This is a genomic window from Arthrobacter sp. KKT183, assembly GCF_055657625.1.
In genome coordinates this window covers 1511013-1537545 of sequence record NZ_CM145770.1, presented here as the reverse complement: position 1 = coordinate 1537545, position 26533 = coordinate 1511013, and the positions used below count along the sequence as shown (strand labels likewise).

Annotated in this window: 28 protein-coding genes and 11 pseudogenes; 11 read left to right on the top strand and 28 right to left on the bottom strand. The window is 61.9% G+C overall.

Features of this window, described 5'->3' with window-relative positions; translation table 11 throughout:
- Positions 1-165 precede the first annotated feature (165 nt).
- From ACZ2GY_RS07330 to ACZ2GY_RS07290, 9 genes and pseudogenes are all read right to left on the bottom strand, one after another.
- Positions 166-641, bottom strand: a pseudogene (locus ACZ2GY_RS07330) (transposase); the annotation flags it as partial.
- Positions 625-906: pseudogene (locus ACZ2GY_RS07325) on the bottom strand (IS481 family transposase); the annotation flags it as partial. The pseudogenes ACZ2GY_RS07330 and ACZ2GY_RS07325, both read right to left, overlap by 17 nt.
- 42 nt (positions 907-948) lie before the next feature.
- Positions 949-1209, bottom strand: a pseudogene (locus tag ACZ2GY_RS07320) (IS481-like element ISAar27 family transposase); the annotation flags it as partial.
- A 149-nt stretch (positions 1210-1358) separates the two neighbouring features.
- Entirely contained in the window at positions 1359-1646 is a 288-nt protein-coding gene (locus tag ACZ2GY_RS07315; protein ID WP_267313555.1) for an aldehyde dehydrogenase family protein, read from the bottom strand.
- Positions 1647-1801: 155 nt separating this feature from the next.
- Positions 1802-1882: pseudogene (locus ACZ2GY_RS07310) on the bottom strand (hypothetical protein); the annotation flags it as partial.
- Between the two features lie 438 nt (positions 1883-2320).
- Positions 2321-3052, bottom strand: coding sequence for an alpha/beta hydrolase (locus ACZ2GY_RS07305; RefSeq protein WP_471673567.1), 732 nt, complete (start codon positions 3050-3052; stop codon positions 2321-2323).
- A gap of 248 nt (positions 3053-3300) precedes the next feature.
- Entirely contained in the window at positions 3301-4788 is a 1488-nt protein-coding gene (locus ACZ2GY_RS07300; RefSeq protein WP_171587277.1) for an NAD(P)-binding domain-containing protein, read from the bottom strand.
- Between the two features lie 35 nt (positions 4789-4823).
- Positions 4824-5978: an alcohol dehydrogenase catalytic domain-containing protein gene (locus tag ACZ2GY_RS07295; RefSeq protein WP_471673356.1), complete on the bottom strand. Its 1155-nt coding sequence runs from the start codon at positions 5976-5978 to the stop codon at positions 4824-4826.
- A gap of 379 nt (positions 5979-6357) precedes the next feature.
- Positions 6358-6549, bottom strand: a pseudogene (locus ACZ2GY_RS07290) (integrase core domain-containing protein); the annotation flags it as partial.
- 178 nt (positions 6550-6727) lie between these two features.
- Between ACZ2GY_RS07290 and ACZ2GY_RS07285 the strand changes: the two are divergent.
- Positions 6728-7099, top strand: a complete 372-nt coding sequence (locus tag ACZ2GY_RS07285; protein ID WP_171587258.1) for a hypothetical protein — start codon at positions 6728-6730, stop codon at positions 7097-7099.
- Positions 7100-7114: 15 nt separating this feature from the next.
- Positions 7115-7338: pseudogene (locus ACZ2GY_RS07280) on the top strand (IS1380 family transposase); the annotation flags it as partial.
- Between the two features lie 78 nt (positions 7339-7416).
- On the opposite strand, the gene ACZ2GY_RS07275 reads toward ACZ2GY_RS07280, so the two are convergent.
- The 4 genes from ACZ2GY_RS07275 to ACZ2GY_RS07260 are packed head-to-tail and all read right to left on the bottom strand — an operon-like array spanning position 7417 to position 11219.
- Entirely contained in the window at positions 7417-7866 is a 450-nt protein-coding gene (locus ACZ2GY_RS07275; RefSeq protein WP_171587278.1) for a DUF6262 family protein, read from the bottom strand.
- A complete protein-coding gene (locus tag ACZ2GY_RS07270) occupies positions 7856-8752 on the bottom strand; it encodes a tyrosine-type recombinase/integrase (RefSeq protein ID WP_346655261.1) in 897 nt (298 codons plus the stop codon). Before ACZ2GY_RS07270 ends, ACZ2GY_RS07275 begins: the two co-directional genes overlap by 11 nt.
- Entirely contained in the window at positions 8713-10059 is a 1347-nt protein-coding gene (locus ACZ2GY_RS07265; RefSeq protein ID WP_228721193.1) for a hypothetical protein, read from the bottom strand. The genes ACZ2GY_RS07270 and ACZ2GY_RS07265 overlap by 40 nt, the downstream gene beginning before the upstream one ends.
- A gap of 41 nt (positions 10060-10100) precedes the next feature.
- Positions 10101-11219, bottom strand: coding sequence for a site-specific integrase (locus ACZ2GY_RS07260; RefSeq protein WP_171587279.1), 1119 nt, complete (start codon positions 11217-11219; stop codon positions 10101-10103).
- A 113-nt stretch (positions 11220-11332) separates the two neighbouring features.
- Here ACZ2GY_RS07260 and ACZ2GY_RS07255 point away from each other — a divergent pair.
- Positions 11333-11543: pseudogene (locus ACZ2GY_RS07255) on the top strand (transposase); the annotation flags it as partial.
- 267 nt (positions 11544-11810) lie between these two features.
- Here ACZ2GY_RS07255 and ACZ2GY_RS07250 read toward each other — a convergent pair.
- The 5 genes from ACZ2GY_RS07250 to ACZ2GY_RS07230 form a co-directional block, all read right to left on the bottom strand.
- Positions 11811-12110, bottom strand: a complete 300-nt coding sequence (locus ACZ2GY_RS07250; protein ID WP_171587280.1) for a hypothetical protein — start codon at positions 12108-12110, stop codon at positions 11811-11813.
- Between the two features lie 29 nt (positions 12111-12139).
- Positions 12140-12229 carry a helix-turn-helix domain-containing protein gene (locus ACZ2GY_RS07245; RefSeq protein ID WP_471673566.1) on the bottom strand — a complete coding sequence of 30 codons (90 nt, stop codon included), beginning with the start codon at positions 12227-12229 and terminating at the stop codon, positions 12140-12142.
- Between the two features lie 83 nt (positions 12230-12312).
- On the bottom strand, positions 12313-13173 hold the full coding sequence (locus ACZ2GY_RS07240; RefSeq protein WP_346655263.1) for a transposase: 861 nt from the start codon (positions 13171-13173) through the stop codon (positions 12313-12315).
- Positions 13170-13376 carry an IS110 family transposase gene (locus ACZ2GY_RS07235; RefSeq protein WP_471673355.1) on the bottom strand — a complete coding sequence of 69 codons (207 nt, stop codon included), beginning with the start codon at positions 13374-13376 and terminating at the stop codon, positions 13170-13172. The genes ACZ2GY_RS07240 and ACZ2GY_RS07235 overlap by 4 nt, the downstream gene beginning before the upstream one ends.
- 437 nt (positions 13377-13813) lie before the next feature.
- Positions 13814-14017 carry a helix-turn-helix domain-containing protein gene (locus tag ACZ2GY_RS07230; protein WP_228721201.1) on the bottom strand — a complete coding sequence of 68 codons (204 nt, stop codon included), beginning with the start codon at positions 14015-14017 and terminating at the stop codon, positions 13814-13816.
- Between the two features lie 216 nt (positions 14018-14233).
- On the opposite strand from ACZ2GY_RS07230, the gene ACZ2GY_RS07225 reads away from it, so the two are divergent.
- Positions 14234-14476, top strand: coding sequence for a hypothetical protein (locus tag ACZ2GY_RS07225; protein WP_228721204.1), 243 nt, complete (start codon positions 14234-14236; stop codon positions 14474-14476).
- A gap of 441 nt (positions 14477-14917) precedes the next feature.
- Here ACZ2GY_RS07225 and ACZ2GY_RS07220 read toward each other — a convergent pair.
- Positions 14918-15094: pseudogene (locus ACZ2GY_RS07220) on the bottom strand (PucR family transcriptional regulator); the annotation flags it as partial.
- On the opposite strand from ACZ2GY_RS07220, the gene ACZ2GY_RS07215 reads away from it, so the two are divergent.
- From ACZ2GY_RS07215 to ACZ2GY_RS07205, 3 genes are all read left to right on the top strand, one after another.
- Entirely contained in the window at positions 15044-15169 is a 126-nt protein-coding gene (locus ACZ2GY_RS07215) for a hypothetical protein (protein ID WP_471673619.1), read from the top strand. The pseudogene ACZ2GY_RS07220 and the gene ACZ2GY_RS07215 overlap by 51 nt on opposite strands.
- A 189-nt stretch (positions 15170-15358) precedes the next feature.
- Positions 15359-16714 (top strand): aminotransferase class III-fold pyridoxal phosphate-dependent enzyme, encoded by a 1356-nt coding sequence (locus ACZ2GY_RS07210; protein ID WP_171587282.1) that lies wholly within the window; start codon positions 15359-15361, stop codon positions 16712-16714.
- A gap of 200 nt (positions 16715-16914) precedes the next feature.
- Positions 16915-17310, top strand: a complete 396-nt coding sequence (locus ACZ2GY_RS07205) for a hypothetical protein (protein WP_171587283.1) — start codon at positions 16915-16917, stop codon at positions 17308-17310.
- A gap of 4 nt (positions 17311-17314) precedes the next feature.
- On the opposite strand, the gene ACZ2GY_RS07200 is transcribed toward ACZ2GY_RS07205, so the two are convergent.
- The 5 genes from ACZ2GY_RS07200 to ACZ2GY_RS07180 form a co-directional block, all read right to left on the bottom strand.
- Positions 17315-17455, bottom strand: coding sequence for a hypothetical protein (locus tag ACZ2GY_RS07200; protein ID WP_471673354.1), 141 nt, complete (start codon positions 17453-17455; stop codon positions 17315-17317).
- A gap of 504 nt (positions 17456-17959) precedes the next feature.
- Positions 17960-18121 carry a hypothetical protein gene (locus ACZ2GY_RS07195; protein WP_171587284.1) on the bottom strand — a complete coding sequence of 54 codons (162 nt, stop codon included), beginning with the start codon at positions 18119-18121 and terminating at the stop codon, positions 17960-17962.
- On the bottom strand, positions 18118-18363 hold the full coding sequence (locus ACZ2GY_RS07190) for a hypothetical protein (protein ID WP_171587285.1): 246 nt from the start codon (positions 18361-18363) through the stop codon (positions 18118-18120). Before ACZ2GY_RS07190 ends, ACZ2GY_RS07195 begins: the two co-directional genes overlap by 4 nt.
- 28 nt (positions 18364-18391) lie before the next feature.
- Entirely contained in the window at positions 18392-18550 is a 159-nt protein-coding gene (locus ACZ2GY_RS07185; protein ID WP_216607679.1) for a hypothetical protein, read from the bottom strand.
- Positions 18551-18675: 125 nt separating this feature from the next.
- On the bottom strand, positions 18676-18795 hold the full coding sequence (locus tag ACZ2GY_RS07180) for a transposase (RefSeq protein WP_471673353.1): 120 nt from the start codon (positions 18793-18795) through the stop codon (positions 18676-18678).
- A gap of 160 nt (positions 18796-18955) precedes the next feature.
- On the opposite strand from ACZ2GY_RS07180, the pseudogene ACZ2GY_RS07175 reads away from it, so the two are divergent.
- Positions 18956-20189 (top strand): annotated as a pseudogene (locus ACZ2GY_RS07175) (IS256 family transposase).
- A gap of 60 nt (positions 20190-20249) precedes the next feature.
- Here the strand turns inward: ACZ2GY_RS07175 and ACZ2GY_RS07170 are convergent.
- The 3 genes and pseudogenes from ACZ2GY_RS07170 to ACZ2GY_RS07160 all read right to left on the bottom strand — a co-directional run.
- A pseudogene (locus tag ACZ2GY_RS07170) lies at positions 20250-20573 on the bottom strand (IS110 family transposase); the annotation flags it as partial.
- A 296-nt stretch (positions 20574-20869) separates the two neighbouring features.
- Positions 20870-21262, bottom strand: a complete 393-nt coding sequence (locus ACZ2GY_RS07165; RefSeq protein WP_171587287.1) for a hypothetical protein — start codon at positions 21260-21262, stop codon at positions 20870-20872.
- Positions 21263-21338: 76 nt separating this feature from the next.
- Positions 21339-22127, bottom strand: a pseudogene (locus ACZ2GY_RS07160) (IS481 family transposase); the annotation flags it as partial.
- A gap of 154 nt (positions 22128-22281) precedes the next feature.
- Between ACZ2GY_RS07160 and ACZ2GY_RS07155 the strand changes: the two are divergent.
- Positions 22282-22803 (top strand): zinc-binding dehydrogenase, encoded by a 522-nt coding sequence (locus ACZ2GY_RS07155; RefSeq protein WP_171587288.1) that lies wholly within the window; start codon positions 22282-22284, stop codon positions 22801-22803.
- 333 nt (positions 22804-23136) lie between these two features.
- On the opposite strand, the gene ACZ2GY_RS07150 is transcribed toward ACZ2GY_RS07155, so the two are convergent.
- Positions 23137-24549 carry an NAD-dependent succinate-semialdehyde dehydrogenase gene (locus ACZ2GY_RS07150; RefSeq protein WP_171587289.1) on the bottom strand — a complete coding sequence of 471 codons (1413 nt, stop codon included), beginning with the start codon at positions 24547-24549 and terminating at the stop codon, positions 23137-23139.
- A gap of 398 nt (positions 24550-24947) precedes the next feature.
- On the opposite strand from ACZ2GY_RS07150, the gene ACZ2GY_RS07145 reads away from it, so the two are divergent.
- Both ACZ2GY_RS07145 and ACZ2GY_RS07140 read left to right on the top strand, forming a co-directional pair.
- The gene (locus ACZ2GY_RS07145) at positions 24948-25619 is read left to right on the top strand and encodes an enoyl-CoA hydratase/isomerase family protein (RefSeq protein ID WP_471673352.1); all 672 of its coding nucleotides are present in this window, start codon (positions 24948-24950) and stop codon (positions 25617-25619) included.
- Between the two features lie 45 nt (positions 25620-25664).
- Positions 25665-26471: a 3-hydroxyacyl-CoA dehydrogenase NAD-binding domain-containing protein gene (locus tag ACZ2GY_RS07140; protein ID WP_171587290.1), complete on the top strand. Its 807-nt coding sequence runs from the start codon at positions 25665-25667 to the stop codon at positions 26469-26471.
- The last annotated feature ends 62 nt before the right edge of the window (positions 26472-26533 follow it).

Here is a 26533-nt window from a genome sequence, read left to right as displayed (position 1 = left end):
GGAGTCATAACAAGGGCCCGCCCGATTTCAGGAGCGGGCCCTTGTTCGCGTTGTGGCTGCGGCTTCACCTGTCGAGCTCGAAGACGGCTAGGAGAGGTTGGTGACGCGGCTGGCTGGTGGTTGACCTTGAGTGAGGTTTGGCCTCGGTGGACTCTTCTATGTCTGTCAAGTCGCGGATGAGGCATTGAGTGTTCGATAGATACGGCGGGCAAAATAGCGTTTGATGCAGCGGCGGATTTCCTTCTCACTCCGACCTCCTGCCCGTCGCTTTTCCACGTACTCACGGGTTGTAGGATCGTGGGTCATCCTCGTGACGGCGACCATGTGCAGCCCGCTGTTCAGCCCCTGTCGCCGCCCCGGTTCAGCCGATGTCTGGCCGTGTTCCCGGAAGACGCCGGAATTGGGTTCACCCAGCCAGAGAAGCAAGCGACGCCTCGCTACGAACCCTGCCCTCGTGTGATCACGCGGTGAGGCACTTCGCGGCACTGATCGCCCCGAACCCCTTCTATTTCAGCAGCAAGGGTGCAGCCTTACTGGCCTTGACCAGCTGATCCAGCTGCAGCTTATTGGCCAATGAGCTGCTCGTCCAGTTCCAGAATGTGTTTAGACAGACGAAAGGCCTCGGTCCGAGCAATGTGCAGTGTGTTCGTAGCGGCGGATTGTCCGGCCCGCCCGGTCGAGCCAACATAGCCTGGCCAGCCCGTACCGGGTCGGACCCGGTGCACGGTTGAGGGATGCACTCCGAGATCGTACCCGATCCTCGCCGGACCCCCTGCCGGTTGACCCGCATCGCGATGATCCGCCGCTACGTCCGGGCGGGCGTGCGTGCGTCCGAGGCGGACAGTGGCGGGCCCGGCTCGAAGCACCGTTACCGGCCGGTCCGCGCTGACGGTAACGGGAAGCCCAGTCGATAACGGCCGCGGCCGAGCGGGGGTCGTAGTCTCAGTCATCGGCCTTGAGCTGTCTGCGGATCTTCACGAGCTCGTTAACGACCGTGGGCCCGTACCGACTGGCTGGCCGTCCCAGTGCGCGGGAGCGCGGATGCAGCGCTGCCGTTAACTCGTGTGCCGCACGAGCGCGGATCTTGTAGAACACGCTGCGCGAGATCTTCACCGAGCGGCAGAACTCACTGACCGACAGGGCGAGCGGCTGGGTCGGATCGTAGTTGATAATCGCGGCACGAGTCTGAGGCGAAAGAGGATTAGACATTCATCGAATGTCACAGACAAGCACCCCATGCAGCTGTCTCCGATGTCGTGAGACACCCTGTCCACGATGTCGGTAGGGGCGGATGGTACTGGCGGTCTGGCGACTTGGTGTGTAATCTCGCAACATCGTAGACACTGGACCGCACCACTTCATGGACGCTGGGTCTCATAGCTTTGTGTGTCCTGTCTCAGCACATCGTGGACACATGATCTCATGGTGCCACGCAGTACGTTCTGTGCGGCATCGGCCATGAGCCGCTTGCCCACCGGTGTGGAATCGGTGAAGGAGATCTTGCGCTGCCGGGAATGTTTCAGCAGGGGTCCGTAGATGCCGGAGGCGACGACGTTGAGCACTGCGGCGGGCAGGCCGGCGTCGGAGCGTGGTTTGGGCGAACAGCTGGGCTGTGAGCGGTGTGAGTTTCGCGGTTTGAGCACCATGGTGCAGCCGGCAGCGATCGGCGGGCGCCACCTTCCGGGTCGCCATCACCAGCGGGAGTTCCACGGCGTGATAAGCAGGCACGGGCCGCCCGGTTGCGCTGGACCAGAATTTTGTCCTTGCCCTCGGGGGTGGTGAGGTAGCGGCCGTAGTCGCGTACGGCCTCCTCCGAGAACCAGCGCAGGAATTCCGCGCCGTAGGTCACTTCGCGGTGTGCTTCAGCCAGCGGTTTTCCCATTTCCAGTGTCATCAGCAGTGCGAAGTCATTGGCACGCAGTCACCAGGTCGAATGCGCGTCGCAGGATTTCGGCACGCTCCCGTGCAGCGGTGCGCGCCCAGGACGCCTGGACGCCTGGGCGGCATCGAGGGCGGCCACCGCGTCTTCACTAGTCGCCGAGGCAAGAGTCGCAAGTACCTCACCGGTCGCGGGATCATGTACGTCGAAAGTGCCGCCATCGGACGCCTACCGCCACTGGCCGCCGACCAGCAGGCCGGTAGGCATAGAAGCAAGAACTTCGGCCTCAAGCTTGCGTAAGACGTCAAGAAGATCAATAAGGGAGGAGGTGGTCATCAGTGCTTTCCTAAATAATGTGAGATGGTGATGGCCGTGAGGGGAATCCCTCGGACCACCACCATCCATAGAGTTGTCTGCTTGGTGGTCACCGGACCGAGCGCCTCACTCCCGCCCAAAATGCACACCATCCCAGTCAGATTGTGCGTACCTGATGAAGCCGGCGATGTCCTCAACCGACTGTTCACCACGAGGGATACGCCCTGCGGAGGTCAACATTCCGTGGGCGTACCCCGGTAGGTGTTGGTACCGGACCTCAGTTCCTGCTTGAGCAAGGGACGCGGCGTAGTTCGCCCCCTCGTCAACCAACGGATCGTTGTCCACAGTGATAACGAGGCTTCGTGGAAGGCCGACGGGGAGTTGCGCGAGGGCGGGACTGATTTCTGGGGCAGAACGGTCTATCCCCTCCGGCAGGTAATGGTCCGCGAACCAAGCGATAGTGTCAGCAACGAGAGGGAATCCCTTGGTGACTCGGCCGTAGGAGGGTGATGCCATGGTCAGGTCCACCATGGGGTAGATGAGGACTTGGCCCGCGATCGGCAGCGGATCTGCTGCGGTCGCGTTCTCAATTGCTAGGACAGCGGCCAGCTGTCCTCCAGCACTGTCACCGACGAGCACGACCTGGGATACGTCCAGGCCGTGCTCATTACCGGCTGAGAACAACCAACGCAGCGCAGTGCGACAGTCGTCGATCGCTGCCGGATAGCGGTGCTCTGGGGCCAGACGGTAGTCAACCGCAATGACTGGCAGCGCCGTAAGGCTCGCCAGGCGCCGGCACAGTCCGTCATGAGTTGAAAGACTGCCCATAACCCACCCTCCGCCGTGGAGAAATAGCACGCCGGGGGTGGGTCCTCCGACGGGGCGCGGGTCATAGATCCGCAGTTTGAACTCGTCGACATTGAAATCCGTTACCGACGACAGCGAATCACCGCTCAGACCGTTGGCCGCACACCCTTGCTCATAGAGCTCCCGTACCTGTTCGACGGGATAAGTATGGAATGAGCGCCCCCCGGATGAGCGGAATGCCTCCAGAACTCCTACAGCGTCTGATGCGACAGGCCTCCGGCTGAAAGGGTCTGGATGGGTCACCTTGCCTGTCCGGATTCGGCCAGCTGAAGGTAGTCATCGAGTTGGAGGTCATGGGTGCTCGCCCGGTATTCTTCCACCGTTCCGCACCAGTTGTTGATGACTCGTCCGTCCTCGTTCTTGTACCAGGAGGAGCAGTCCGAGGAGAACGCGGACTTCTCGAGTTCGTTCTGAACGTGAGCGTTGTACTTGTCGAGCACAGCCCGATCCACTTCCAATACCCTCGATTCATCGGCTGCGATGTACTCGACAGCCTGGGCGATGTAGCGGTGCTGGGCCTCCAGCATGGAGACCACTGAGTTGTGGTTCAGATTGGTGTTGGGACCATAGATTAGGAAGAGGTTGGGGAACTGATCGACAGTGATGCCCAGATATGCCTCTGGTGCGTTGCCCCACCGCTCTTCGAGGCGGATGCCATCACGTCCTGAAACGCGCATTGATCCCTGGAAGGCATGGCTATGGAAGCCCGTGGCGTAGATGACCACGTCGAACTCGTGCTCGACGCCGTCAGCGGTGCAAATTCCGCGAGGCGTGAACTCGGTAATTGCCTCGGTCACGAGTTCCACGTTGCCGCGGGTCAGGGCGGGGTAGAAATCGTCGCTTCTCAGAATACGCTTGCATCCGAAGTCGTAGTCAGGGGTGAGCTTGGCCCGCAGTTCAGGATCGGACACCTGATTCTCGAGGTGCTCGCGTGCGAGTTGCACGCCTTCCTCGGACGCTGCTGTGTGGCGTCGCGTCCGCTCGAATCCCGCTTCACGAAACTCGTGGATCTCTTGGCGCAGCTTTCGGTATGCGTCCGGGTTCTTCTGGAACTGCCTGCTTTCCTCCTCGCTGAAGATGTACTGGTCGCGGGGGAGGATGTAGTTGGCTGAGCGCTGAAATACAGTCAGGTTCGATGCGATTTTCGCAACCTCGGGAACGTACTGAACCGCTGTGGCGGCTGAACCGATGGATGCGACCCGCTTGCCTGTCAGATCGAGATCGTGCCGCCACTTCGAGGAGTGGAAAGCCACGCCTTCGAACGTGTCCGTCCCCGGGAAGTCAGGCATATTGGGCTCGTTCAGCTGGCCCCAAGCTGCCACGACGGAACGGGCGAGGTACTGCGAGCCGTCCGCGGTATGAACAGTCCAGAGGCAGCGAGCCTGATCCCACTCCGATGCTGTGATGTCCTGACCGTATCGGATGTGCTTATTCAGCCCGAACTCCTGCACCATGGAGCGCAGGTAGCCTTGGAGCTCCTCCTGGCCGGCGAACATCCGGGATACCTTGACGTTGAGGAAGTAGCTGTAGCAGTACACGAGCGCCTGAGTGTCACACGCGGCGCCAGGGTAGGTGTTCTCACGCCATACGCCTCCTACATCCTCGCCGCGTTCAAGGATCAGGAAGTCCTCAACGCTTTCCTGGACGAACTGGGCTCCCTGGCCCAGACCGCCGAAACCGGCGCCGATGATGATTGCGCTGTAGATGTGGTCTTTCGTGGAGGTCACAATGGTCTCTCTTCGAAGCTGGATGCGGATTGAAATCAGGAAAAGGTGATGATTTGGCGTAGCGCGTGGCCGTCGTCGAGCGTGTCCATTGCCCGGTTGATCTCTTCGAGCGAGATGGTCTCAGACACCAACCCTTCGACCGCCAGTTGGCCGTCTCGCCAGAGCTGTTCGTAGATGGGAATGTCGTGTTCGGGAACTGCCGAACCGAGGTAACTGCCGACGATGGACCGGGCCTCTGCCGTAAGGGTGAGCGGGTCGATGGCGACCGATTGCCCAGGGGCGGGCAACCCGACCGTCACGGTGATTCCTCCCGGCTTCGTCAATGCCACCGCAGCTTCCAGAGCGCGTGGGTGCCCTGCCGCTTCGATAACAGCGTCGAACTTTTCACCGCATTCCAGAGCCGCCGCAGTAGTCAAGGCGTCGACGGCACCAAGGTTGCGCGCGGCTTCCAGTTTGGCTGGCATGGTATCGATACCGACGACGTGTTCGACTCCGGTGGCGACGGCTGTAATCAGAGCCGCCATACCTACTCCGCCGAGACCAACGATGGCTACCCGGGCCGAAGGCACGGGCTTGGCGACATTGAGAACAGCTCCTCCTCCAGTGAGCAGGGCACATCCGAGCAGTGCAGCTATGTGCGCAGGCACGTCAGCGCCAACAGGTACAACGGAACGGCGGGAAACCACCGCATATGTGGCGAACGCGGAAACTCCCACATGGTGCTGGATCGGCTGGCCGTTTCGTGAGATCCTCCGGCTGCCACCGAGCAGTGTTCCTTCGGTGTTGGACGCGCTGCCTTGCTCACACGGGGTCCCGCCGTTGGATTTGCAACCGGCGCATTGCCCGCAGCGGGGGAGGAACGTCATGACGACACGCTGACCGACCGAGATATCGGTCACCTCATCGCCCAATTCCTCCACGATGCCGGCCGCCTCGTGGCCAAGCAGCATTGGGGTAGGTCGCGGCCGGTTTCCGTTGACGACGGATAGGTCTGAGTGGCACACCCCGGCTGCCTCAATTCGAACCAGGATCTCGCCCTTACCCGGACCTTCGAGCTCGAGGTCTTCCACTTGGATGGGGAGCGTGTCCGTGTACGGCCGCTCGGCGCCGGTAGCTTCCAGGACCGCACCGCGTATGGTTCTGGTCCGGGTGGCTGTCCTCGCGGCTGAGTTCGTATATTCGATCGTCACGATTGGTCCTCTCGGGGAGCAGCGAAGTGGAGCAGAAATTGCGCAGGGAACGGAGTTCGGGGAGGGCCGGTGGGTGCCCTCGCATGGCGCGTGGGGCCGCTCCCATCGTTCTCTCCTGCAGCGGTTGCTATCCCCGGGCTGGGGATCGTCCTCTAGCAACGGACTGTCCATTGAGAGTAGCTGGGCGAGTGGCCGACGTCATGATGCAGAAAGTCAAGTTATTGATCGCTCTTTAGATGATTCGTCATAAATGAAGCCCATTGTCCGATGAAGAATCCTCCAGGCGAGGTGCCATAGGGAGGCTGCTGGGCACGAAAGCATGGATATGGAGCCAATGCTCGGCATTGAACTCGTTCCCTGTGCCGATACTTAGCTGTACTCAGTCAGTCGGTTGTTGACACCTGGTGATGGGTGGCGTGCCTCCGAGGCTGCCATGTGGCCGATGGTTGTTGTAGAAGTTTAGCCAGGGTTGCAGTGCGTCGGTGCGGTCCTTGTTGGAGGTGAAAGCCTGCCGGTAGGCCCAACCTTCCTGGAGGGTGCGGTTGAAGCGTTCGGCTTTGCCGTTCTGCCAAGCCCTACGTGTCAGGCTGGGACGGTACCAGGGGCTCGTAGCAAGTCCGTTTAGTCGCGTGGGGCGAGAGCCAGGAATCCAGTGATCATGTCCAGTTCGGTTCTGAGTGCAGTACGCGAAGATAGCGCTGTGAGTAGTAGTAGTAGTAGTAGTAGTAACTCTCCTGGGCCGCGGGCTGGTGGGCCGCGGCCTCGACGGTCGTTTACCCCGGTCCAGCCAGAAACTCGAGTTCCTGGCCGCGTACGAGAGCGCGTGCGAGAACGGTGGCGGTGGTGCGTTCCTGCGCCGGGAGGGCCTGTATTCCTCACAGATCACCGAGTGGAGGAAGCTCCGTGATGCCGGTGTGTTGGCCGGGAAGAAGCCCGGGGAACCGATCGGGAAGCCCTCGGCGGAGCAGGCCGAGAACGCGCGTTTGCGCCGCCAGTTAGAGGTGACGCAGGGCCGGTTGGAAAAGACCGAGGCAGCCTCGGACTTGATGGGAAAACTACAGGCGTTCTTAGAGGACGCCTCACGAGATTCACCGGACGAGCCCCGGTCCAAGAAACGCTGATGGCCGTCTACCGGGCTCGTGGTGCGCCGGATCCCGGAGCTGAACCCGACAAAGGAAACCACCGTCAGCCGCGGCTACTCGACAAACACCGGCACCACGCGTTCTTCACCACCGTTGACGCTGAGATCCTAGACACCGTCGCCGCGGATCAAACCCACCGCAAGCACGCCATTATCGAGCAAATCAACGCCCACCTGAAAGACAGTGCGTTGGCGCACATGCCCTCGGTTATCTTTAGTCCCGACGATCTGCAGGCTTCTGACCTGCGGTTCTGTGTTGTGGATGGTGTCTTCGACGAGGCTCTGGGGTGGTTTGCATCAGCAGGGGCCGATAGTTTTAGTGGCTTGTCGCCCGGGCGTGTCGCGGCTGGTCCCTGGTCCGAGGATGCGGTTGGTGCGCGCGGCGCCGAGAGCTTCAGCGAGGGCGTCGCGCAGGAGGCGGTTATCCTCCTCAAGGCGACGCAGCCGCTCGGTGGCGGCCTCCAGTCGGCGTAGCAGGGACGCGTCCGATGCCCGTTGCCGTTGTGGGGTCAGCGGCAACGGCGGTGAAGGTTGGTGGCGGGCACGTCGTTGTTGGATCTCGGCTCGTAAATCGGGCTGAGTGTAGAGCCAGGACCGGGAAACGCCGGCTTCGGCGGCGACGGACTCGAAGGTGGCAGGCGTGCCGGCGGTGTCGAGCCGCTGTAGCGCGCGCAGTGCCCGCTTGCGGGTTTGCAGGGCTCGATCGCGCGCGGCTGCGAGGAGATAGCTGGAGTTATCAGATCGCATCTGCGGATTTTTCCGGTTCTTCATCGACCGAGTCGATGATCCTGTCGAGGTTGGTCAGCACTTTCTTGTTCATCTCTGCCACGCGGGTGTGCCCATTCGCCTCGGACTTGTCGATGAGTGTCAGGGTGCGGCCGCGGTGTTCACGCAGCTCGGGTAGAAATTCGGGCCCGGTGATGAACACTGGGCAGGTCAGGCAGGCGTTGGCATGTGGGCAGCTCTTTTGCACCGGTAAGCCGCAGTATCCGTGCGGAAGGGTCTGCGTGGCCATGCCGTAGCGGGTCTTGGCCCACTGGGCTTGGGCAAGGGGCCTCTCAGGGTCGATGTCGACCCGCTCTCCCTTGATGTTGACCTTGGTGGCTTCCTCCCAGCGCCGGCGCACCGTCTGGTCAGTGAGCCGGGCGTAGTGGGCTGTCATCTGAGTCGACTCATGATCGAGCAGAACCCGGATGACCTCTTGAGGGACGTCTTTATTGATGAGCCGGCAGGCAAATGTGTGCCGCCACTGGTGCGGGGTAAGATGCGCCGGCTGGCCGTGTTCGTCGTTGACCTGGCAGGTGGCCAACCACGCGTTGAGCATGCCCCGATAGCTGTAATACGTCATGGGGTTTTGGCCACCGGCGTTGCCAATCAGGGCAGGGAAAAGGCAAGGGTGCTGGTCGGGCCAGCGCTGCCGCACCCGTTGCTGCTGGATATGAATCTCGGTCTCGAGTTCCTCATCGATCGGCACTGCGGCCTCGCGGCGCATTTTGTTGTTGAAATAGCGCAGGTAAGGAGCTCCTTGACCGTCGTGGAGCAGACAGTCGAACGCTAAGGTGCACGCGTCGGTGGCCCTTAAACCGCATCGAATCAGATCAGCGTGATGAGCCGTCCACCGGGGTTGGGCCACCGGTCGAGGTTGGCCGGCGCCTCGACTTGCGTCATGATGTGCTCAGCGACGTGACGAACGGCCTTGGCTGGGCGGGCAGGGATATCGCCGGGAAAAAACACCGCCGTGGTCGGTAAGGTCTCGTCCCAGCCGTGTTGGCGGATCGCTTGGAAGAAGGCTCCCGGTGCGGTGATGGCATCTTCCTTGGCGCCGCGCCCGAAAGGCTGGGTAGCGAGCCAAGCCAAATACCGTTCCAGCACCTCCCTGTTGATGTCGGCCAGAGCTTCTATTCCGGGAGTGGTTTCGGCAAGGAAAGTGCTGAACCGTCGCAGACCCTGGATATCGCCGCTCACGGTGGATGGGCTCAACCCGGAGCTGAGACGCAGCCGGGCCCAGCGTTTGGCAAGGCTCCGTAACCATGACTGGAGCAAGCGGTCGAACCGCAGGTTTATACGGGAGTGGGGCCGCTTTCCCGGAACCGCGGTCAACCCGGGCAGCAGATGCAGGCGCCAGACATCGCGCGGATACTCCACCTCCCAGCCCGAGCCCTCATGCAGGGTCTCGACCTTCTCACGGGAGAAGGCCAGGAACCGGTGGTAGGTACCCTCTTTAGGTCCGGCAAGCTCACGCCACTGCTGTTGGGTCAGATCCAGCAGTGACCTCACGTCGACGTCTTTGACGTTGCGTAATGTCCAGGTCACCATCGACGGTGTCGTGATTAGCGTGGCTTGGTCGTGGCGGCACTGGACTGCGTACTGCAGCTCAAGTTTGAGCTGGGGCGCCAATCCACGGAAGTCGATGTATGCCTTGCCGCGCCGCTGGCAATGCTCGATATAGTCAGCATTGGACGGGCGGCCCAGTTGAGCCCACCGTGTAGCGTGGGATTTGCAATACAAGTGTTTGGCGTTCTCGGTCCATAACGAGCAGAACCGCAGCAAACACTCAGCCGGTACGGATGGTCCGATAAGAGAAGCACCTGCAGCCCATTGTCCGAGATCGGGCTGGCCGGCGCGGGTCCAGACCGAGCGGTGACGTTGACACAGTCCAGAGCCGCTGCTGCCGTACCTGCATCCGGTAACGGAACAGGTGCTTAAATCCCGGCGCCCGTTCAGTTCCGGTCCCGGATCGGCGAGGAACACCTCCATCTCCGACCGGCCCCGTTGACGTCGACGCCAACCGTGAGCAGAGCAAAGCCCGTTCTCAACCTGGCAGCGGTCACACTCGGGTACCAGGCACGACTTGCGTCCCAACACCGGGTCGTCAGGATCGGGGAGGTAAATATCAACACGGAATTCCGGCCGCACCACAGCCATCAGCTTCTCCAGCAAACCAGGATGGGCAGGTGTCAGATGAGCCCGGGACGCCCCGCTCACCGCTGCACTTCCCTGCCGGTGAACCAGCCCGCGGCGTAAAGGGTCGCTCTGGCGTCTTCGACGGTGAGATGACCATAAGTATCGATCGTTGTGGTGATCGATGCGTGTCCGAGCAACTCCTTCACATTCTCCATCCCCGCACCGCGGCGCAGCAGCCAAGTCGCATACGTATGGCGGAACCAATGCGGGCCAAAAGCGACACCCGTGAGCCGGCGTAACCGAGCTACCAAGTCGTAGACCGCCGGATACGTCAACGGGTGTCCATGAGGCCGGCCCCAGAGATTAACGAAAACATAATCGGAGTCCAGCGGCCCGTATTCGTCGTTGAGATAGTCAGTATAAAGCCGCATTAACTCCGCACTGGTCGGTATCAACCGCGGCCGGCCACCCTTGGCGCGGGCACGGTTATCGTTAGCGCGGATCACGATGGACACCTGGCGTTCAGCAATGGCCAAGTCCTCATGGCGCAGCCCCAGTGCTTCACCAGTCCTTATCCCGGTATCAAGCAGCAGCGCGAACAGGAACCGGTCGCGCAAGTGCCCACATGCGTCCAGAATCGCCTGGGCCTCTGCTGCCGAAAGGACACGTGCCCGCGGCGGCGAGGTCGACAGTTTGATCGTTCGTCGACGCTGCCCGCTGTGCTTACTGATGTGGTGCAGGAACGGTTTGAACGAGGTTGCCGCTGACGCGCCCCTACGGTTCGGCACCACACTGACTAAAAGACCGGATAACGCCACTCCGTGCCGCACGTGGAACTCGCAAAACGAAGTTAGCGCGGCCAGCTTACGGTTAACACTTGACTCACTGCAGTGATGCTCCACGGTCGGTAACATCAACACCTGACCGGTACGAGCCGCCGGCGGCAGCCGAAGCCAGCCCACGTACGCGGCGACATCCTCCAGCCTGACCGACCGCCAGTCCAGGCCCCGACCGGCAAGAAAGGCGAACCAGTCTTTCAAATCATGTGCGTAGGCCTTAACCGTGTTCGGGGACCGTTCGATCGAAGCAAGATAGGCGAGAAATCGCTCAACCGGGTCAACCGGTACCTGATCGTCGCCGAGCACCGTCCAGGACTCCGCCCGGGACCCTGGCATGAGAACGCGCTGAACCTTCATCGGATACCTTCCGTCGCCGTGATGGACAACACAAGGTAACCGCATCCACGACGCAGGCGCTGGGCAATCCAACCTCGTCACGCACGTGATGGACACCCGCTGAGCGACTCAAGATAACCTCCGGCAAGTTCGCTGCGAACTCGGCCTGGCTCGTGGCCGCGGTCATGGCTTACAACCTCACACGCGCCGCCGGGATCCTCGCCGCCGGGCAGTTCGGTAAAGCCAGAACCGGAACGATCCGCCGCAAACTCATCCACCTCCCCGCCAGGATCGCCATCAAGCGCACGGAAAATACGCCTCCACCTCCCTGAATCCTGGCCCTGACAGACCGCATGGGAGCAGCTGTTCAACACCGTCACCGCACCACCGGCCACGGCGTAGGAAGCCCGACCAACAGCTGCGACAACGGCCCGACCAGGAACATTAGTGGAACAACACCGACAGCGAGGTAGGTCGATCAGTCCTGCCCAAAAGCCAGAACTCCGTCACGCCCCGGAAACCAACCAACGCCGACAGCTGATCGGTGGATCAAGGCTAAGGGTGGGGCCCTTCTCGTCCGTGAGCACTTCGGCGTAAGCCAGCCGGGAGTGATCACACGGCGACGTGCACGTAGTCGAAACCGATGCCCCGGCCCCGTACCATCAGGGATACGTCCGAGTTCTTCACATCGATATGGACCAGCTCTCCCGGGGTGGCGCGTTCGTACCGGTGTTCGATGGCCCTGCCTGACCGGATGCGTTGCCCGGTGACCGGGTCCGGCTCCCACAACTTCGGCATGCCTGCCCGGGCCAGGATCCAGGACACCGTCCGTGGGCTGATCCCGCAACGCCGGCCCAGGTCAATTGGGCCTTCCCGGTGCGCCAGGCGCTGAACGAGGATGTCAGCGGCCACCGCCGGTGCGGTGGCATATGGGCAAGACTTCAGTCGTACCCGCGATCCTGCAGCCCCTCCCAGCCATGGGCACGGTACCGGCTCAACCAAGGGTGCGCGCAGGTGCGGGAAATACCCATTTCCTTGGCCACGTGAGCGACGGGACGGCCGGACAAAACACGTTCGGTGATGATCCGCCTACCGGGTCGGGGTCAGGCGGGCATTACTGTGGGACATGGCACCTATAGACATTTTTCAAGTAATGCCCCGTTCGTTGACGCGGAGTGTCTGCACGAGGACAGGGAAGACTTAGCGCGCGATGTAGCGCTTGAGGCAGCATGATTTCCTTCTTCCCGAGCCCTTCGGCCGTCCGTCTGGCGACGTAGTCTTTGGTTGGCTGGTGGTATCTCATCCGGACCAGCACGATGTGGTGGAGTGCCGAGTTGGCTTTACGGTCACCACCCCGGTTTAGACGGTTCCGTTCTGTCTTCCCTGATGAAGCAGGCCTTGGACAAGTTCCGGTCAGGGCAGCGAATTGGTTTTCGCTTCTTAGGCGTGCCGTGTTGTCGCCGGCGGTGATGAGCAGTTGGCTGCCGGTATCGGGGCCTGATCCGAAGACGTTCATGAGGCCGGGCGCGTGGGCTTTCAGAAGACGATCGATTTGAGCCGTGAGATCCCGGACCTGCTCATCGAGTTCCTGGTAGCGCTTCGCCAGCAGGCGCAACGCGTAGCGGGTGCATTCTTCTGAAGTGACTGGCTGCCGCTGGGGACGGGTGGCAGCCAACGCCGCGACGAGCCTCGGTGTTTTCAACGACCGGTATGGTGAGCGGACGTTGTCAGGGGCACTGATGAGCATCGCTTTGATCTGATTGATGGTTGCGGTGCGGTCGCGCAACGCAGACTCGCGGACTGTCCGCAGGCTTCGCAGGGCCTCGACGAGCCCGTTGCGGCCCTTTGGTGCAGAGCTGGCTCGGCCACTCATGACTGCTTCGGCGGCGCTGTAAGCGTCGAGCTGATCCGTCTTCCCCTTCCGCCGGCGTTTTTCACGGCTGGGCTGATTGACCTCAATGACCTCGAATTTCACTCCGCCAGTTGCCGTGTGATTTCTGCGCCGTAGCTGCCAGTGCATTCAACTCCGATGCCGAGAGCGTTGCCGTTGGTGGGGATGAACTCGATAATCTTCCGGTATCCACCGGCGGTCGCTGGGAACTCCTGATCCATCAGTCGACGACCGTCCTCGTCGATAACGGCCACGTAATGGGTTTCCGCGTGGGTATCTATCCCCACATACACGTTGGGACTCTTTGCCTTGCATGATGGTTCTAGCGCACCTTTCCGTTTCAATGGGGGGGGTGCGCGGCCGGGCGGGTATGCCACTCAGTTCACTATTGCGACGCTTGTCAGACTCCTATCAGGACATGGCAGCCTGCCCGGCCACGCCTCTTGTGAGGCTGGCCGATCGGCAGGTCATGTCGAGGACAACTCCCACCCCGTCGAGACGAGGGGCGCGTCAGAAGACCTCTGGGCAGACCGGCAACCCCGGAAGCATTCTTCTCCTCTCCCGCATGCCGGGCCGACTGCCATGCCGTTGGTCAGGCCAGAACTTCTTGACCCTCACACACCAATAGTGAAGACCTCTTAGATCAGTTGGCAGTTGTGGTAAACCACCAACCTAAGAGGTCTACACCCATTCACCGTGTAACCAACGTCCCGACCCAGTACACTTAGGGCCGACTCCTGAGGGCGAGCCACAACTGAGCGGTTACATCCGGATCATCTAGGTCGACCCCTAAAAGTTCCTTCGCCTGGGCGATCCTGTAGCGCACTGAGTTTCGATGCACCCCTAGTTCTCGGCCGGCGGCTTCCCATTGCCCACGGTGAGCCAAGTACACGCGGACAGTTTCCAGGAGCTGGACTGGGTGCGCCATTAGTACACCCACCCATTCATCGGCCGGCAGATCCAACCCATGGCCGACACGAATGAGCCGGCCGACGGGCGCCGAAGCGGCGACATCGGCGACCTGGGCTCCAATTTCATGTAGGCGTCGTAGCGGAATTGGTCCACCCCATGCCCCGCGGACTCCTTCTGGTAGTCGGGGGTAGGGGCTCGACGCTGTTTGGAGCACAAACATGACACCAGACCGTTGGAGCACGAGTCCGGGCGGAGAAGGCTGCGCGGCGAGCTGTTCTTGATCAGGAAGGGCTACAAGGAATGCCGTGTCTGGCAGGTCATCAAGGTTCATTTGTTTCGCAAGGAGGCGGGCGGCATCATCGTACCCTTCCAGGACGAGTGCTGCGACCATGCCTTCGGCACGACGACGCTCAGCCGCAGCGTTTCGTTGGCCAGCCGCTCGCGCGGCAAGAAGGGTCGATGCGGTCAGGAATAGATGACGCTCTGCGGCGGCCAACTGACCGCTTCTACCCAGCGCGAGGTACCCGGAAGCGGATGGGCCGTCGGATACGGGATAAAGCGAGGCATTACCTGATGCCAGTTGGATATTGCCGGTCGCGCCTCTGCGTGCGGTCCGAAGGACGGCAGATTCCCGGGTTAGCTCGTCTAGCAGCCCGGGCGGAAGCTCCCCACTGCTGCCGGCGGACGATGGAGCTCTGTCCCCTTCGGGCAAGTAGGCAACCCAGGTTCCCAAGGCGCGGGCTAATTCACGAACGATTTCCGGCTCCGCATCTTCCTGGGCTGCGGCCCGCGTCAACGCAACCTGAAGACCCAGCAATGCGGTGAGTTCGGCCTCTCCACCTTCCCTGACCAATTCCCAGTAGGCCCGTGATACTGCCAGAAAAGGGGACTCGCGGGGAACTGTGAGTAGGGGAAGGCCTGCTTCGACGCACGCCGCCAGCAGCTCGTCTGGCACCATTGCATGCCCGGAACCAAGACCAAGGCCAAGAGCAGTTACGCCCCCGTCCACCAGACGCTGTACATATAGTTTGGCAGCCTCTTTGTGCGCGTCACCATTCAGCCCGGTGAGCTGCAGTCCCACTGTGAGGAGCAGTTCGCCCCCATAGAGGAACATCGTTGGGTCCTCGAGCTCGGAGACATGAACACCCGTCAGCTCTACGCGCGGTAGCGAGATCGGCCAACAGGGCACCAAATCGCGCCTTGCGGCCTCTACGAGCCTGGCGAGAGTAATCATGCAGAAATCATAGATCACGCGCTTTGTACGCTGCGTCTACATAAGGACGTTCCGAGGATATATTATCCAACGACACGTCATTCAGTTGCGCCTATCGTGGTTTCAACCACACGAGGAGGACCTATGACCGTCACACCACAGCTCGCTCCGGGCCGGGCCAACGACCCGGCCAGCGTCAAAGTCACAGCTCGCCGTCTACTTACTGAACTTCCTGGACCGCGCTCCCGCGAACTGGAAGTCGAACGACGCCAGCACGTGACCAACGCGTTCGGCATCACCATGCCCGTATTCATCGATCATGCACAGGAAGCGCTGCTCGTGGACGTCGACGGGAACCACCTCATTGACTTCGCTTCGGGCATCGCTGTGACTAGCGTCGGTGCGGCAAATCCGAAGGTGGCCAAACGCGCCGCAGCCCAGCTCGGGCGTTTCACCCACACATGTTTCATGGTTACCGAATACTCCGCATTCGTCGACGTTTGCCGCTGGCTCAACGAACACACCCCCGGTCACTTTGAGAAGCGGACCGCATTGTTCACCACCGGAGCGGAGGCGGTCGAAAACGCCATCAAGGTTGCCCGGGCAGCTACCCGGCGCCCGAACATCCTCGTCTTCGACGAGGCCTACCACGGGCGCACCCAGCTCACGATGGCAATGACAGCGAAGGAGAATCCGTACCGGCTCAACTTCGGCCCTCTGCCGGGTTCGGTTTTCCGAGCTCCCACTGCACCGGCGCACACCACACCTGAGGGACCTGAGAAGGCCCTGAAGCAGATCGAAGCCCTGCTGATTGCAAACGGTGCGGAAACTTTCGCCGCGATGGTCATCGAACCGATTCAAGGTGAGGGTGGATTCATTGTCCAGGCACCCGGGTTCCTCAAAGGACTCCGTGAAATAGCTACGCGCCACGGCATCGTACTGGTGATCGATGAGATCCAGGCAGGTATGGGTAGGACGGGCACCATGTTCGCGTCCGAACACGAGGGAATTGCCGGCGACATCACGCTGACCGCGAAGGCGCTCGGCGGCGGGCTGCCGCTTTCGGCCGCAACCGGCCGCGCTGAGCTCATGAATGCCGTTCACACTGGCGGTTTGGGTGGAACCTACGCCGGCAACCCTGTAGCCTGTGAGGCTGCGCTGGCCGTGTTCGAAATCCTTGAAGAAGGGACTCTCCTCAAGAACGCCACTCGCATCGAAGCTGCCATCAGGCAGCGCTTTGAGCCCCTCGTGGAGCTGGACGGTGTGTCAAACGTTCGGGGCCGTGGTGCGATGATGGCGATCGAGTTCCGTGACGCCTCCAGGCCACGCGGAGACCTCGCAACCGCCGCCGCTAAGAAGGCCAACGCTCACGGTGTCCTGACCCTTACCTGCGGAACCAACGGAAACATCATCCGGTTGCTCCCACCGCTGGGAATCGAAGCCGGAGTCCTCGACGAGGGCTTGGCGGTACTGGAGGCATCGATTCGGTCAGTACTGTAATGAGTGTCCTGGGAGGGTGGCACCAACGGAGTCAGTCGTGAGGCCGGAGATGAACGCCGGGGGCGCCGCTAGAGGGAATTCTCGTAGCAGACTTCTCCCTCGTGCTTGCTAGCCCGCTCGCAACGATAACCTTGGCGGATCTCGACGCGCGCGTGTCAAAGTAGAGCGCCCGGGAGCCGGAGCACGGGCGGAACCTCACCGTGGGCTTACGCCATGACGTCATCGAGATCCTGGACGAGCATTCCGAGCCCGTACGGTCCTTCCCACGAGTCTTCGGCAGGCAGACCGAGACGATCTTCGAACCTGCTTCCCTCGTCCCATTGCTGGTGACCAAGCCCGGTTCCTGGTCACATTCCCCGCCGCGGGCCTTGGCCACCGACCCGGTACGCGACTGGCGGGACCGGGCCACGGCCACCGACCGGCGCCGCCTGCTCAACGCAGTGGACGCCGCGTCCGGATCCGCCGGCTTCGATGCGGCAATCCAAGCCGCCGATACCCTGATCCGCCGCGGGGACCAACCAGACATGGCCGCCCTGGGCATGATCGCCCGCCGGCTGGCCCACGCACCGAACCGTCCGCGGCGAACGTGGACTTGAGCGTCTATGACACCTTCACCACCCTGGACGCCGCGACCGGAGAAGTCGCATGAACCCGGTCACTGTCCAGGACATCCTCGAAGCGGGTAAGCATGCGTCCCTGACCGGCAACGTGCTCACCGAATGGGCCGAGAAAGGTAGTCAACCACGCCCCCGGCCAAAGCGTGAAGCATCCCAACACCCGGCTCTACCGGCCCCTGCTCAATCTCTGTACCCGTTGTAAATTCACTACCAGAATGGGGAGGCCACGCCGTTGCCGGCTGGGCCTCCCTTTTGTCTGTGTACGTACATGTCCTGGTCAGCGTTCTCGCGCTCCCTGTTCGATGGAGCGTCCTCTGGACGAGCTTTTCATCCCGGAGGTCTTGCCCAGATTCGGTTCAGAGCTCACTGCTGCGCTCGGGGGTGTTCCTTGGTGCTTGTCGAACATGAGGCGAGCTTTGACGGCCTCCCGGTCGGGATGCCCCTCTAGGCTCTTTTCGAGCTGCTGACGCCTCTCCGGGGAGTCATAGGCTGGCTCTGCTGAGTTGTTCGCCCGCGTCTGGTCCTCCCGGGTTGCCCCGGCTATGGCGGCTCCGGCCATTACTTCGTCGCCGCGAGCTGCGGCAGCGTTGGAGCGTTCGATCTCGGTCTGCTGACGTGCCGCTTGGGCTCAGGTGACGGCTGCGGAAATGTCCTGCTCGGAGGCTCCGGGTGCGTCAACGTCGATCCCGTAGCGTTGCTGCACCTGATCGCGGATTCTCTCTGCGTGCTCGGTGGCAACTGGATCGTAGCCTTTCCATGCTTCCGCTGTCTCATGGGCGCGTTCGATCATCTCGGGGTGGCCTTATCCCACCACTCGTCCCGGCTTACCGGGTCGAGCTGGGCGCGAGCTGCTGCCTGCGCTGCGTTGAACCGTTCCTGAAGCTCTCGTGCCCGTGCTTCTTCTGCCTGCTGGATGCTGTGCAGCTGTTCCTCACGCATCCTCGCTAGCTGCTCTCCGATCCGTGCGGCTGCCATAAGGCCAGCACGGAACCCGCCTTCTACTGCTTCATCAATTCCGTCCGACTCGCTCATGAGCTAACCGGAAAATGACTGTTGGTGGTTAGGCGGTGGGGGCAAGGGTGACTGTGTAGCCGAGGGTTTCGAGTTGGCGGATGTGGTTGCGTGTTTTGCGGTCCTTGTCGGTGCGGTTGGCGAAGTAGCTGGATCCGAGGTCGTGCGATCGGGTTGCCGGGTCGGCCAGGAGGTGCCAGATGGTCACGAGGATGGAGCTGGCACCGCGACCAGGGCCTTGAGTTTCCCACGGCGTTTGACGAGCCGCCGGTAGCGTTCGCCAAGGAAGGTATCGGTGCGGGCTGCCGCGGCTGCTGCCTCACCGAGAGTTCCTTAGAGGTAAGGGTTGCCCTTGCCGGTGTGCCCGGCTCGGCTCTTCGGCCCGGACTGGATGGTGCGCGGAGACAGTTTCGCCCACGACACCAGATGGTCGGCAGTGGGGAACCGGGTCATATCCAGCCCGATCTCGGCGATGATGGTCTGCGCGGCGGCGCGGCCGGAGGGTGTTTCATCGAGTGTGTAAGGGGTCCGGCCTGATGTGATGGTGTGGCCGCTGGTTGCACCATCTGAAAGGACGGCCCTTTTGGGCGAGAACGAACTGATTGATAACCCCTTGGCCGCTGTGCTTAGCCCCGAGCAGATTGATGCTCTGGTCAATGCTGCAGAGGACCTCGGAGAGGGCCGGCACGGGGTTGAGGAACTGCTGTCGCAGATGACCAAAGCGGTGCTGGAACGGGCGCTGGAAACCGAGATTAGCGATCACCTCGGATACGAATCCGGTGACCCTGCCGGGGCCGGTAGCGGTAACTCCCGCAACGGTAAGACCAGCAAGCAGGTCCACACCCTCCAAGGCCCGGTCGAGGTCACCGTGCCCCGGGACCGAAACAGCACTTTCCAGCCCGTGATCGTGCCCAAGCGGGCCCGCCGGCTCGGCAAGGTCGAGGACATGATCCTGTCCCTGTACGCCCGGGGCATGACGACCCGGGACATCGGCTCGCACTTGGAGGAAATCTACGGGGCGAAGGTCTCGGCAGCGACGATTTCCCGGGTCACTGACGTAATCGCCGATGAGATCACCCAGTGGCAGAACCGGCCGCTGGAAGCGGTCTACCCGATCGTGTATATCGACGCTATCTGGCTGAAAATCAGGGATGGCGGGGTCGTGGTCAACAAAGCCTGCCACGTGGCCGTCGGTGTGGACGTGGAGGGCCGCAAGCAGGTGCTGGGCCTGTGGCTGGGAACCCAGGAAGGAGCGAAGTTCTGGGCCAACGTGCTGACCCAGATCCGCAACCGTGGGGTCAAGGACATCCTCATCCTGTGCTGCGACGGGCTGACCGGGCTCCCCGCAGCGGTCAATAGCATCTACCCCGAAACCGTGGTGCAGACGTGCGTGGTGCACCTGCTGCGCTCGGCGATGAGATACGCCTCTTACAAGGACCGGAAATCGATGGCAAAGGATATGCGTCCGATTTACACCGCGCTGTCCGTGGAAGCGGCGGAGCTCGCCATGGCGCACTTCGCCGAGGTGTGGAAGTCCCAAGGCCCCTGGGGCGGTGCTGGCGTGGCGGAACGCGTGGGAGGACTTCACCCCGTTTCTGGCGTTTACGCCCGAAATCCGCAAAGTCATCTACACGACCAACCAGATCGAGTCGATCAATTACCAGCTGAGGAAAATCACCAAGACCCGCGGCTCGTTTCCCTCCGACGAGGCCGCGATCAAGCTTGTCTATCTCGGAATCAGGAACATCGAGACCCTCCGGGGCGGTGACCTGGGCACCGGCACCCAGGGATGGCACCGAGCGCTGAACGCCTTCGCACTTCAATTTCCTAACAGGCTTCCGATCTGACCGACCCGGCAGAACGGATAACCAGCTGGTCCCTTACACACTTCATTTGACACGCCCTTGCGCCAGCCACGCCGCGTCGCAAACATCGGTTTTACGTCCCGGGATGTTCCGTGCCGCCTTCGCATTGACGAGGACTACCGGCAGGGTTTCTTCGAGCAGGTAGAAGAACGGTTTCCAATAATCACTGGTCGCTTCCATCACCACCGTGGTGACGTGTTCGGACTCAAGGAAATTCCTGAGCTCCAGAATTTGTGAGGTCGTGGCACCCCATGTGCTCACCGTGGTCGTGAAAGTCCCCGGGCGGTTCCCGGGAACCCGTAAGCAGACCTTCGCATCACGCTTGGAAATGTCCATCCCCACCGCCCGCTCGTGCACAATATCCATGATCATTCTCCTGACACCCTCGACCCGATCATTGAATCTGCTACGGGGAGGACGGGGAATCAATTCAGGAATCAAACACTCGTGCTCAAGGGCAACAATCCACGGTTCCCGTGGAAGTCCTCCACACCACGCTAACCCACAGGCTCACTAACAGCACCAAGAACAAATCGGCGTCGCCCGCGGCAGACACCACAATCATTCACCCAAAAGCACCGCGCATCCAGAGCGGAACCGACACGCGAGATACGTTCTACCACCACGGAGCGTCAGCGACACTGAACCGCTATCCCCTATCTCTAAATCCCTCGTTGACTACCTCGTTCTGGCCCGCGTGCTGGTACTGCGTGCTCGGTTGGCTTCTGTCCGCGTGTGAGTGTCGCCGGTATCGGTGCGCCTTCGCGGGAACGTCCAGCAACCAAACGTGCTTTCAGGGTTTCCTCATCGAGTTCGGGATGCTGTTCGCGCAACTTCTCGATGGTCATACGTTCCGGCTTCACGGTCTGCGTTGATACGCTGCCTTCGACGACCTTCGTCGCGGCGATCACTGACCTGGACAAGCCCATCACCCGGTTAAGGTCTGTGGTGGCTTTGTGCATATCGTGAATGGCTTTAGCGGTAGCCGCGAGCTGGCGGAACATCAGCGCATACGCGGCGCGGTCGCTCTTGGAAGTCGCGGCCAACAGGATCATGCTGGCTCCCCTGGCTGACACCGGCGCCGACCTTCGGCGTCGTCGGCGGGTAACAGGCGCAACTGGGCTGACTTCGCTAGGTGTATTGCCCCGTGAGGTTGGTGACACGGCTGGCTGGTGGCTGACCTTTGAGTGAGGTGTGGCCTCGGTGGTGACTATAGTGGTGCAGCCATTTCGGGAAAGCGGCCACGCGCTCTGCTTCTGATTGGTAAGGCTTCGCGTAGGCCCATTCCTCGAGCATGGTGCGGTTGAAGCGTTCTTTACCGTTGGTTTGCGGCCGGTACGGGCGGGTGCGTCTGTGTTTGATGCGGGGGCCGAGGGCGTCGGCGAAGGCACGGGATCGGTACCCGTTGCCGTTATCGGTCAGGACTCGCTGGACGGTAATCCCGCGGGACTCGAACCAGGTGTTGGCGCGGGTCCAGAACGCGGCGACGGTTTCCTTTCTCTCATCGGTGAGGATCTCGGAGTAGGCAAAGCGTGAGTAATCGTCGACGGCGTTGTGAATGAAGCGATACCCGGGGCGGCGGTTGCGCTGCGTGCCGACCTTGTTACGGCGCCCGGCTGCCCTGCCCACGGCGCGGTGGCCGCCGCCGTCGGGGATCCTGCCGAGCTTTTTGATATCCACGTGCACCAGGTCCCCGGGCGCGGTGTGTTCGTAGCGGCGGATGACCCGGCCGGTCGCCCTGTCCAGCCAGGACAGTCTCGCCAGCCCGTACCGGGCCAGGATCCGGTGCACGGTCGAAGGGTGGATCCCGAGGTGATAGCCGATCCGTGCCGGTCCCCACCGCCGGTTGACCCGGATCGCGATGATCCGCCGCTCCGTCCGCACCGGCGTCCTACGCGGGCACCGGTGCGGACGCGGCGAGGTCATCCAGATCAATGGCGGTCGCACATTCCATTGACTCCGGCCACCAACGGGTGGTGGCGGGGGGAGGGTTGGCAAATCGGGTCCTGGTTTCCGCACGCCATGTCTGCATCGTGCCGGGCAACCTCGACGAGTTGGCGGAGCGACGGGCGGTGTGGGCACTGCAGCGGTGCAGATTGCTCGTGCCAGCGGGGCAGGTGTCATTGGCACAAGCCGGACCGTTCACGGGCGGGAACTAATCTCAGACCTTGGCGGCATCCCGGCCGATCCTGAGAGCGTGGTGGACGTCGTCCTCGAGATCTCATCAGGCCGCGGCGCAAACGTTGTGCTCGAGGTCGTCGGTGCGCCCAACCTCGCCACCGATCTCGCCGCACTGGCGGTCTTGGGGCGCATCATAGTTGTCGGAGTGGGCGCCGGCGCCGAGACGTCGATTAATCTGGGGGCACTAATGAGCCGACGGGGACGGCTACTCGCTTCGGTCCTCCGGGCACGATCATCGGAAGACAAGGCCATCGTAGTGCGAGCTTTTGAGCGCAGAATGCTGCCCCACCTGGCCAGTGGAGAGGTGCGGCCTGTTATCGACCGCGTTTTCGCCGCCGATGATGTCGCGGCAGCTTTTAACCACGTCGAATGTGGCATCAAGCGGGGAAAGGTGCTGCTCGATTTCGGCTCCTGAGCCCTGTTGGACTAACCAGCACCGAAGCGGCGCCTTCATACAGCCGGGACCGAACCATACAGGACACGTTGCACGGCCGGGCAGCGCTGGTCAACTGGGGCCAGCAGTGGCAACAGGACTGGAATTTCCCGTTCTCTGCTCGGCGCTGGAGCCACCGTCCACGGCTTCGCGCGGGAGGAACTGACTGGAACCTCCAGACGTTCAAATGTGACTCTACCAGTCCACACCGGCCCCGGCTGAGCGAAGAAGGCCGCGGAACTGGCAACCTACGCCAGGCTTTGAACCCGAGATTCCAGTCCCACGACAACGAACCGGCGCCGCACTTCATATCGTCTAAATGACGCGCTCTTCATTCATGCCGAGCTTCTTCACCGCGTCGGGGACGCGGATGAGCTTCTTGTTGGCGAATTCGTTGATGCCGTATCGGGCAAGTTCGCGGCCGACGCCCGACGCCTTGATCCCGCCAAAGGGAAGATCCGGTGCGGTCCTGCTCGTGCTGTTGATCCACACCATGCCGGTCTCGATTTGGTCGGCGATCCGCTGCGCCCGCTCGGGGTCGCCCGAGAACACCGAACCGGCCAGTCCGAAGGGGGAATCGTTCGCAATCGTGATCGCCTCCTCCTCAGAGGTCGCTCGATGTACGACGGCGGCCGGGCCGAACAGCTCCTCGGCGTAGGCGCGCATGTCCTTCGTGACATTGGAGAGCACCGTTGCCGGGTAGTAGGCGCCCGGCGTATTAGGGATCTCTCCGCCCAGGTGTACCGTCGCTCCTCGCTCGATAGCGTCGTCGACGAGTTCCACGAGGTCCCGCCGAACCGCGGTGGAAGCGAGCGGGCCGAGCTTCGTAACATCGGACGCGGGATCACTCGCAGCGTACGTGCGACTCTGCTCGATAAACTTCTTGAGGAACTCGTTGTAGACCGAGTCGAGGACGATAAAACGCTTCGATGCGGTGCAGGCCTGGCCGCCGTTGGCGAAGCGGCCGACTGCGGCAGCTGCTGCCGCGGCGTCGAGGTCGGCGTCGTCTAGCACGAGGAACGGGTCGGACCCGCCGAGCTCCAGGACATACTTCTTCATGTGCCGACCGGCGACCTCACCGACGGAGGAGCCAGCCCGCTCGGACCCGGTGAGGGAGACACCCTGCACGCGAGCGTCGGCGATCATCTGCGCGATCTGATCATTGTTCGCGAACACATTGGTGTAGACGCCCTCGGGAAGGCCGGCCTCGCGGAACACACGCTCAATGGCGAGCGCGGACTGCGGGCAGTTGCGTGCGTGCTTAAGCAGGATCGTGTTGCCCAGGATGAGGTTCGGCGCCGCAAATCGCGCCACCTGGTAGTACGGATAGTTCCATGGCATGATGCCGACCAACACGCCGATCGGCTCGGTCTTCACTACAGCAGTGCCGGGACCGGCGATGTCGAGAACCTCATCGGCGAGAAAATCCTCGGCGTTGTCGGCGTAGTAGTGGTAGATGTTCGCGACGAGATCGACCTCGCCCCGGGCCTGCGCGATGGGCTTGCCCATCTCGATGGTAATCAGCGAAGCCAGCTCCTCCCGCTGCGCGCGGTGTAGTTCCGCGATGCGCTTGATGAGGGCAACCCGCTCCTGGAGGTCCCTGCCCTTCCACTGTGGGTAAGCGTTTCCGGCTCGATCGAGTGCGGACCGCGCCTCGTCGCCGGTGAGTTCGGAGAACTCGGCTAACTTCTCGCCGGTTGCTGGATTCACGGTCGTGTAGACACCCATGTGCGACGACGCTCCTTCATTGCTCGGTGTGTGATCGCCAAGGACCCATGCGAAACGATGCCTAGAGGTCCGATTTCTTCACTGTCGCAGCTAATTCATCACACGTCCAATACCAATACTGATCGGTTTAAATGACATGCGGTGATAAATCCCATACTGGTTGCGGCTACCGGAAGCTGTATATATGCAGGATTTAGCATCAAAAGAGGGTTATTAGGTATTTGTGTGCTATGGGATCCTAGGGCAAACTAAGATTAATTCCGCATCGCAGCGGCAGTGCCGCCGGACGGTTTCTGAGAGAGGCGGACTTCGTGAGCACGCTCACAGTAGAGCAATACGGTAATCGCACAATCGTGCGATTGAACCGGCCCCAGACATTGAACTCGATCGATCAGGCAATGGTGGACGAACTCCACGGGGTCTGCGATGAGCTCGAGCGCGAACCCAGCATCTTGGTCCTCACCGGAACCCGGACTGAACGAGGCGGCATCTTCGCGTCAGGGGCCGACATCTCGCAGCTGCGCGACCGGCGCCGGCACGAAGCCCTGCGCGGGATTAATTCGAGCATCTTCGCGCGCATCGCGGCATTGCCGATGCCGGTGATCGCCGCGATCGACGGCTACGCCCTCGGCGGAGGGGCTGAACTGGCATACGCCGCAGATTTCCGAATCGCGACGACCCGGGTGAAGATCGGCAATCCCGAACCCAACCTCGGCATCATCGCCGCCGCCGGTGCATGTTGGCGGCTCGTCGAGCTCGTTGGCGAACCTGTGGCGAAGGAGATCCTGCTCGCAGGCCGCGTCCTCACAGCCGACGAGGCGCTCTCAATTCGATTGGTCACTGAAGTCTGCGAGCCAGAAGCACTGATCGATCGTGCTAACGCCCTCGCTGATCGCATCGGCGGCTTTGATCCGCTCGCGATCCAGGTCACCAAGACGATTATTCACGCGCCGAGGCCTGCGCATCCGATCATCGATAACCTTGCGCAGGCGTTGCTCTTCGAATCACCGGAGAAAGCCCAGCGTATGGACGATTTCCTGCAGAAGCGCAACGCGCGGAAGGGACACTAAACCGTGGCATTGCCTCAACATGTCGCCGTCGTTGGAGGCGGCCGGATGGGAACTGGCATTGCGCTCAGTTTCGCCGTCAATGGCTCATCGGTCACCGTGCTCGAACGGGACGCGCAGGCAGTAGAAGCCGCCCAGGGCCGGATCCAGGAGATCATGGAAAAAGCCGTCTCGAAGGATCCCGCAGCGCCGGCACTCGATGTGCTCCTATCCCGGCTCGTCGTATCCGAGGACTACTGGCTCCTGAACACAGCCGACCTCGTGATCGAGGCAGTCCCGGAGGACTTCATACTGAAAGCGGCCACCCTCCGCGCGATCGAGCAGCGCACCGGGAAGAATACCCCGATCGCAACAAACACGTCATCGCTGTCGGTCTCGCAACTCGCAGCCGAACTCTCGAACCCATCCCGGTTCCTCGGCTTGCACTTCTTCAACCCGGTCCCCGCTTCGACGCTAATCGAGGTCATCGTCGGCGAGGCAACAGATGACGCTCTCGTCGACGCCGCCCGCGACTGGACCGAGGCCCTGCGAAAGACCCCCGTCGTCGTGCGCGACGCTCCCGGGTTCGCGAGCTCCCGGCTTGGTGTCGCCCTCGCACTCGAGGCGATGCGGATGCTCGAAGAGGGCGTCGCTTCAGCGGAGGACATCGATGCGGCGATTGTGCTCGGCTACCGGCATGAGACCGGCCCACTTAAGACCACTGACCTCGTCGGCCTAGACGTGCGTCTCGGGATCGCAGAATACCTCGCCTCTACACTCGGCGAACGTTTCGAGCCCCCGCGAATCTTGCGTGACAAGGTCGCCGCCGGCGAACTCGGGCGCAAGACCAGCAAGGGCTTCTTCGACTACAGCTGAACAGCCGCCCCGGGCCAAGACGTACCGTTCGACCCGACCCACAAACGATTTGCAGGAGGATA

Excerpts from the sequence above, each read along its gene's own strand:
- ACZ2GY_RS07315 (WP_267313555.1), bottom strand. The coding sequence starts at position 1,646 with ATGGTGCTCAAACCGCGAAACTCACACCGCTCACAGCCCAGCTGTTCG.
- ACZ2GY_RS07140 (WP_171587290.1), top strand. The coding sequence starts at position 25,665 with ATGGGAACTGGCATTGCGCTCAGTTTCGCCGTCAATGGCTCATCGGTC.
- ACZ2GY_RS07275 (WP_171587278.1), bottom strand. The coding sequence starts at position 7,866 with ATGCGATCTGATAACTCCAGCTATCTCCTCGCAGCCGCGCGCGATCGA.
- ACZ2GY_RS07195 (WP_171587284.1), bottom strand. The coding sequence starts at position 18,121 with ATGATCGAACGCGCCCATGAGACAGCGGAAGCATGGAAAGGCTACGAT.
- ACZ2GY_RS07260 (WP_171587279.1), bottom strand. The coding sequence starts at position 11,219 with ATGAAGGTTCAGCGCGTTCTCATGCCAGGGTCCCGGGCGGAGTCCTGG.
- ACZ2GY_RS07180 (WP_471673353.1), bottom strand. The coding sequence starts at position 18,795 with ATGACCCGGTTCCCCACTGCCGACCATCTGGTGTCGTGGGCGAAACTG.
- ACZ2GY_RS07230 (WP_228721201.1), bottom strand. The coding sequence starts at position 14,017 with ATGGCGCACCCAGTCCAGCTCCTGGAAACTGTCCGCGTGTACTTGGCT.
- ACZ2GY_RS07145 (WP_471673352.1), top strand. The coding sequence starts at position 24,948 with ATGGTGGACGAACTCCACGGGGTCTGCGATGAGCTCGAGCGCGAACCC.
- ACZ2GY_RS07190 (WP_171587285.1), bottom strand. The coding sequence starts at position 18,363 with ATGAGCGAGTCGGACGGAATTGATGAAGCAGTAGAAGGCGGGTTCCGT.
- ACZ2GY_RS07150 (WP_171587289.1), bottom strand. The coding sequence starts at position 24,549 with ATGGGTGTCTACACGACCGTGAATCCAGCAACCGGCGAGAAGTTAGCC.
- ACZ2GY_RS07210 (WP_171587282.1), top strand. The coding sequence starts at position 15,359 with ATGACCGTCACACCACAGCTCGCTCCGGGCCGGGCCAACGACCCGGCC.
- ACZ2GY_RS07165 (WP_171587287.1), bottom strand. The coding sequence starts at position 21,262 with ATGATCCTGTTGGCCGCGACTTCCAAGAGCGACCGCGCCGCGTATGCG.
- ACZ2GY_RS07245 (WP_471673566.1), bottom strand. The coding sequence starts at position 12,229 with ATGGGTATTTCCCGCACCTGCGCGCACCCTTGGTTGAGCCGGTACCGT.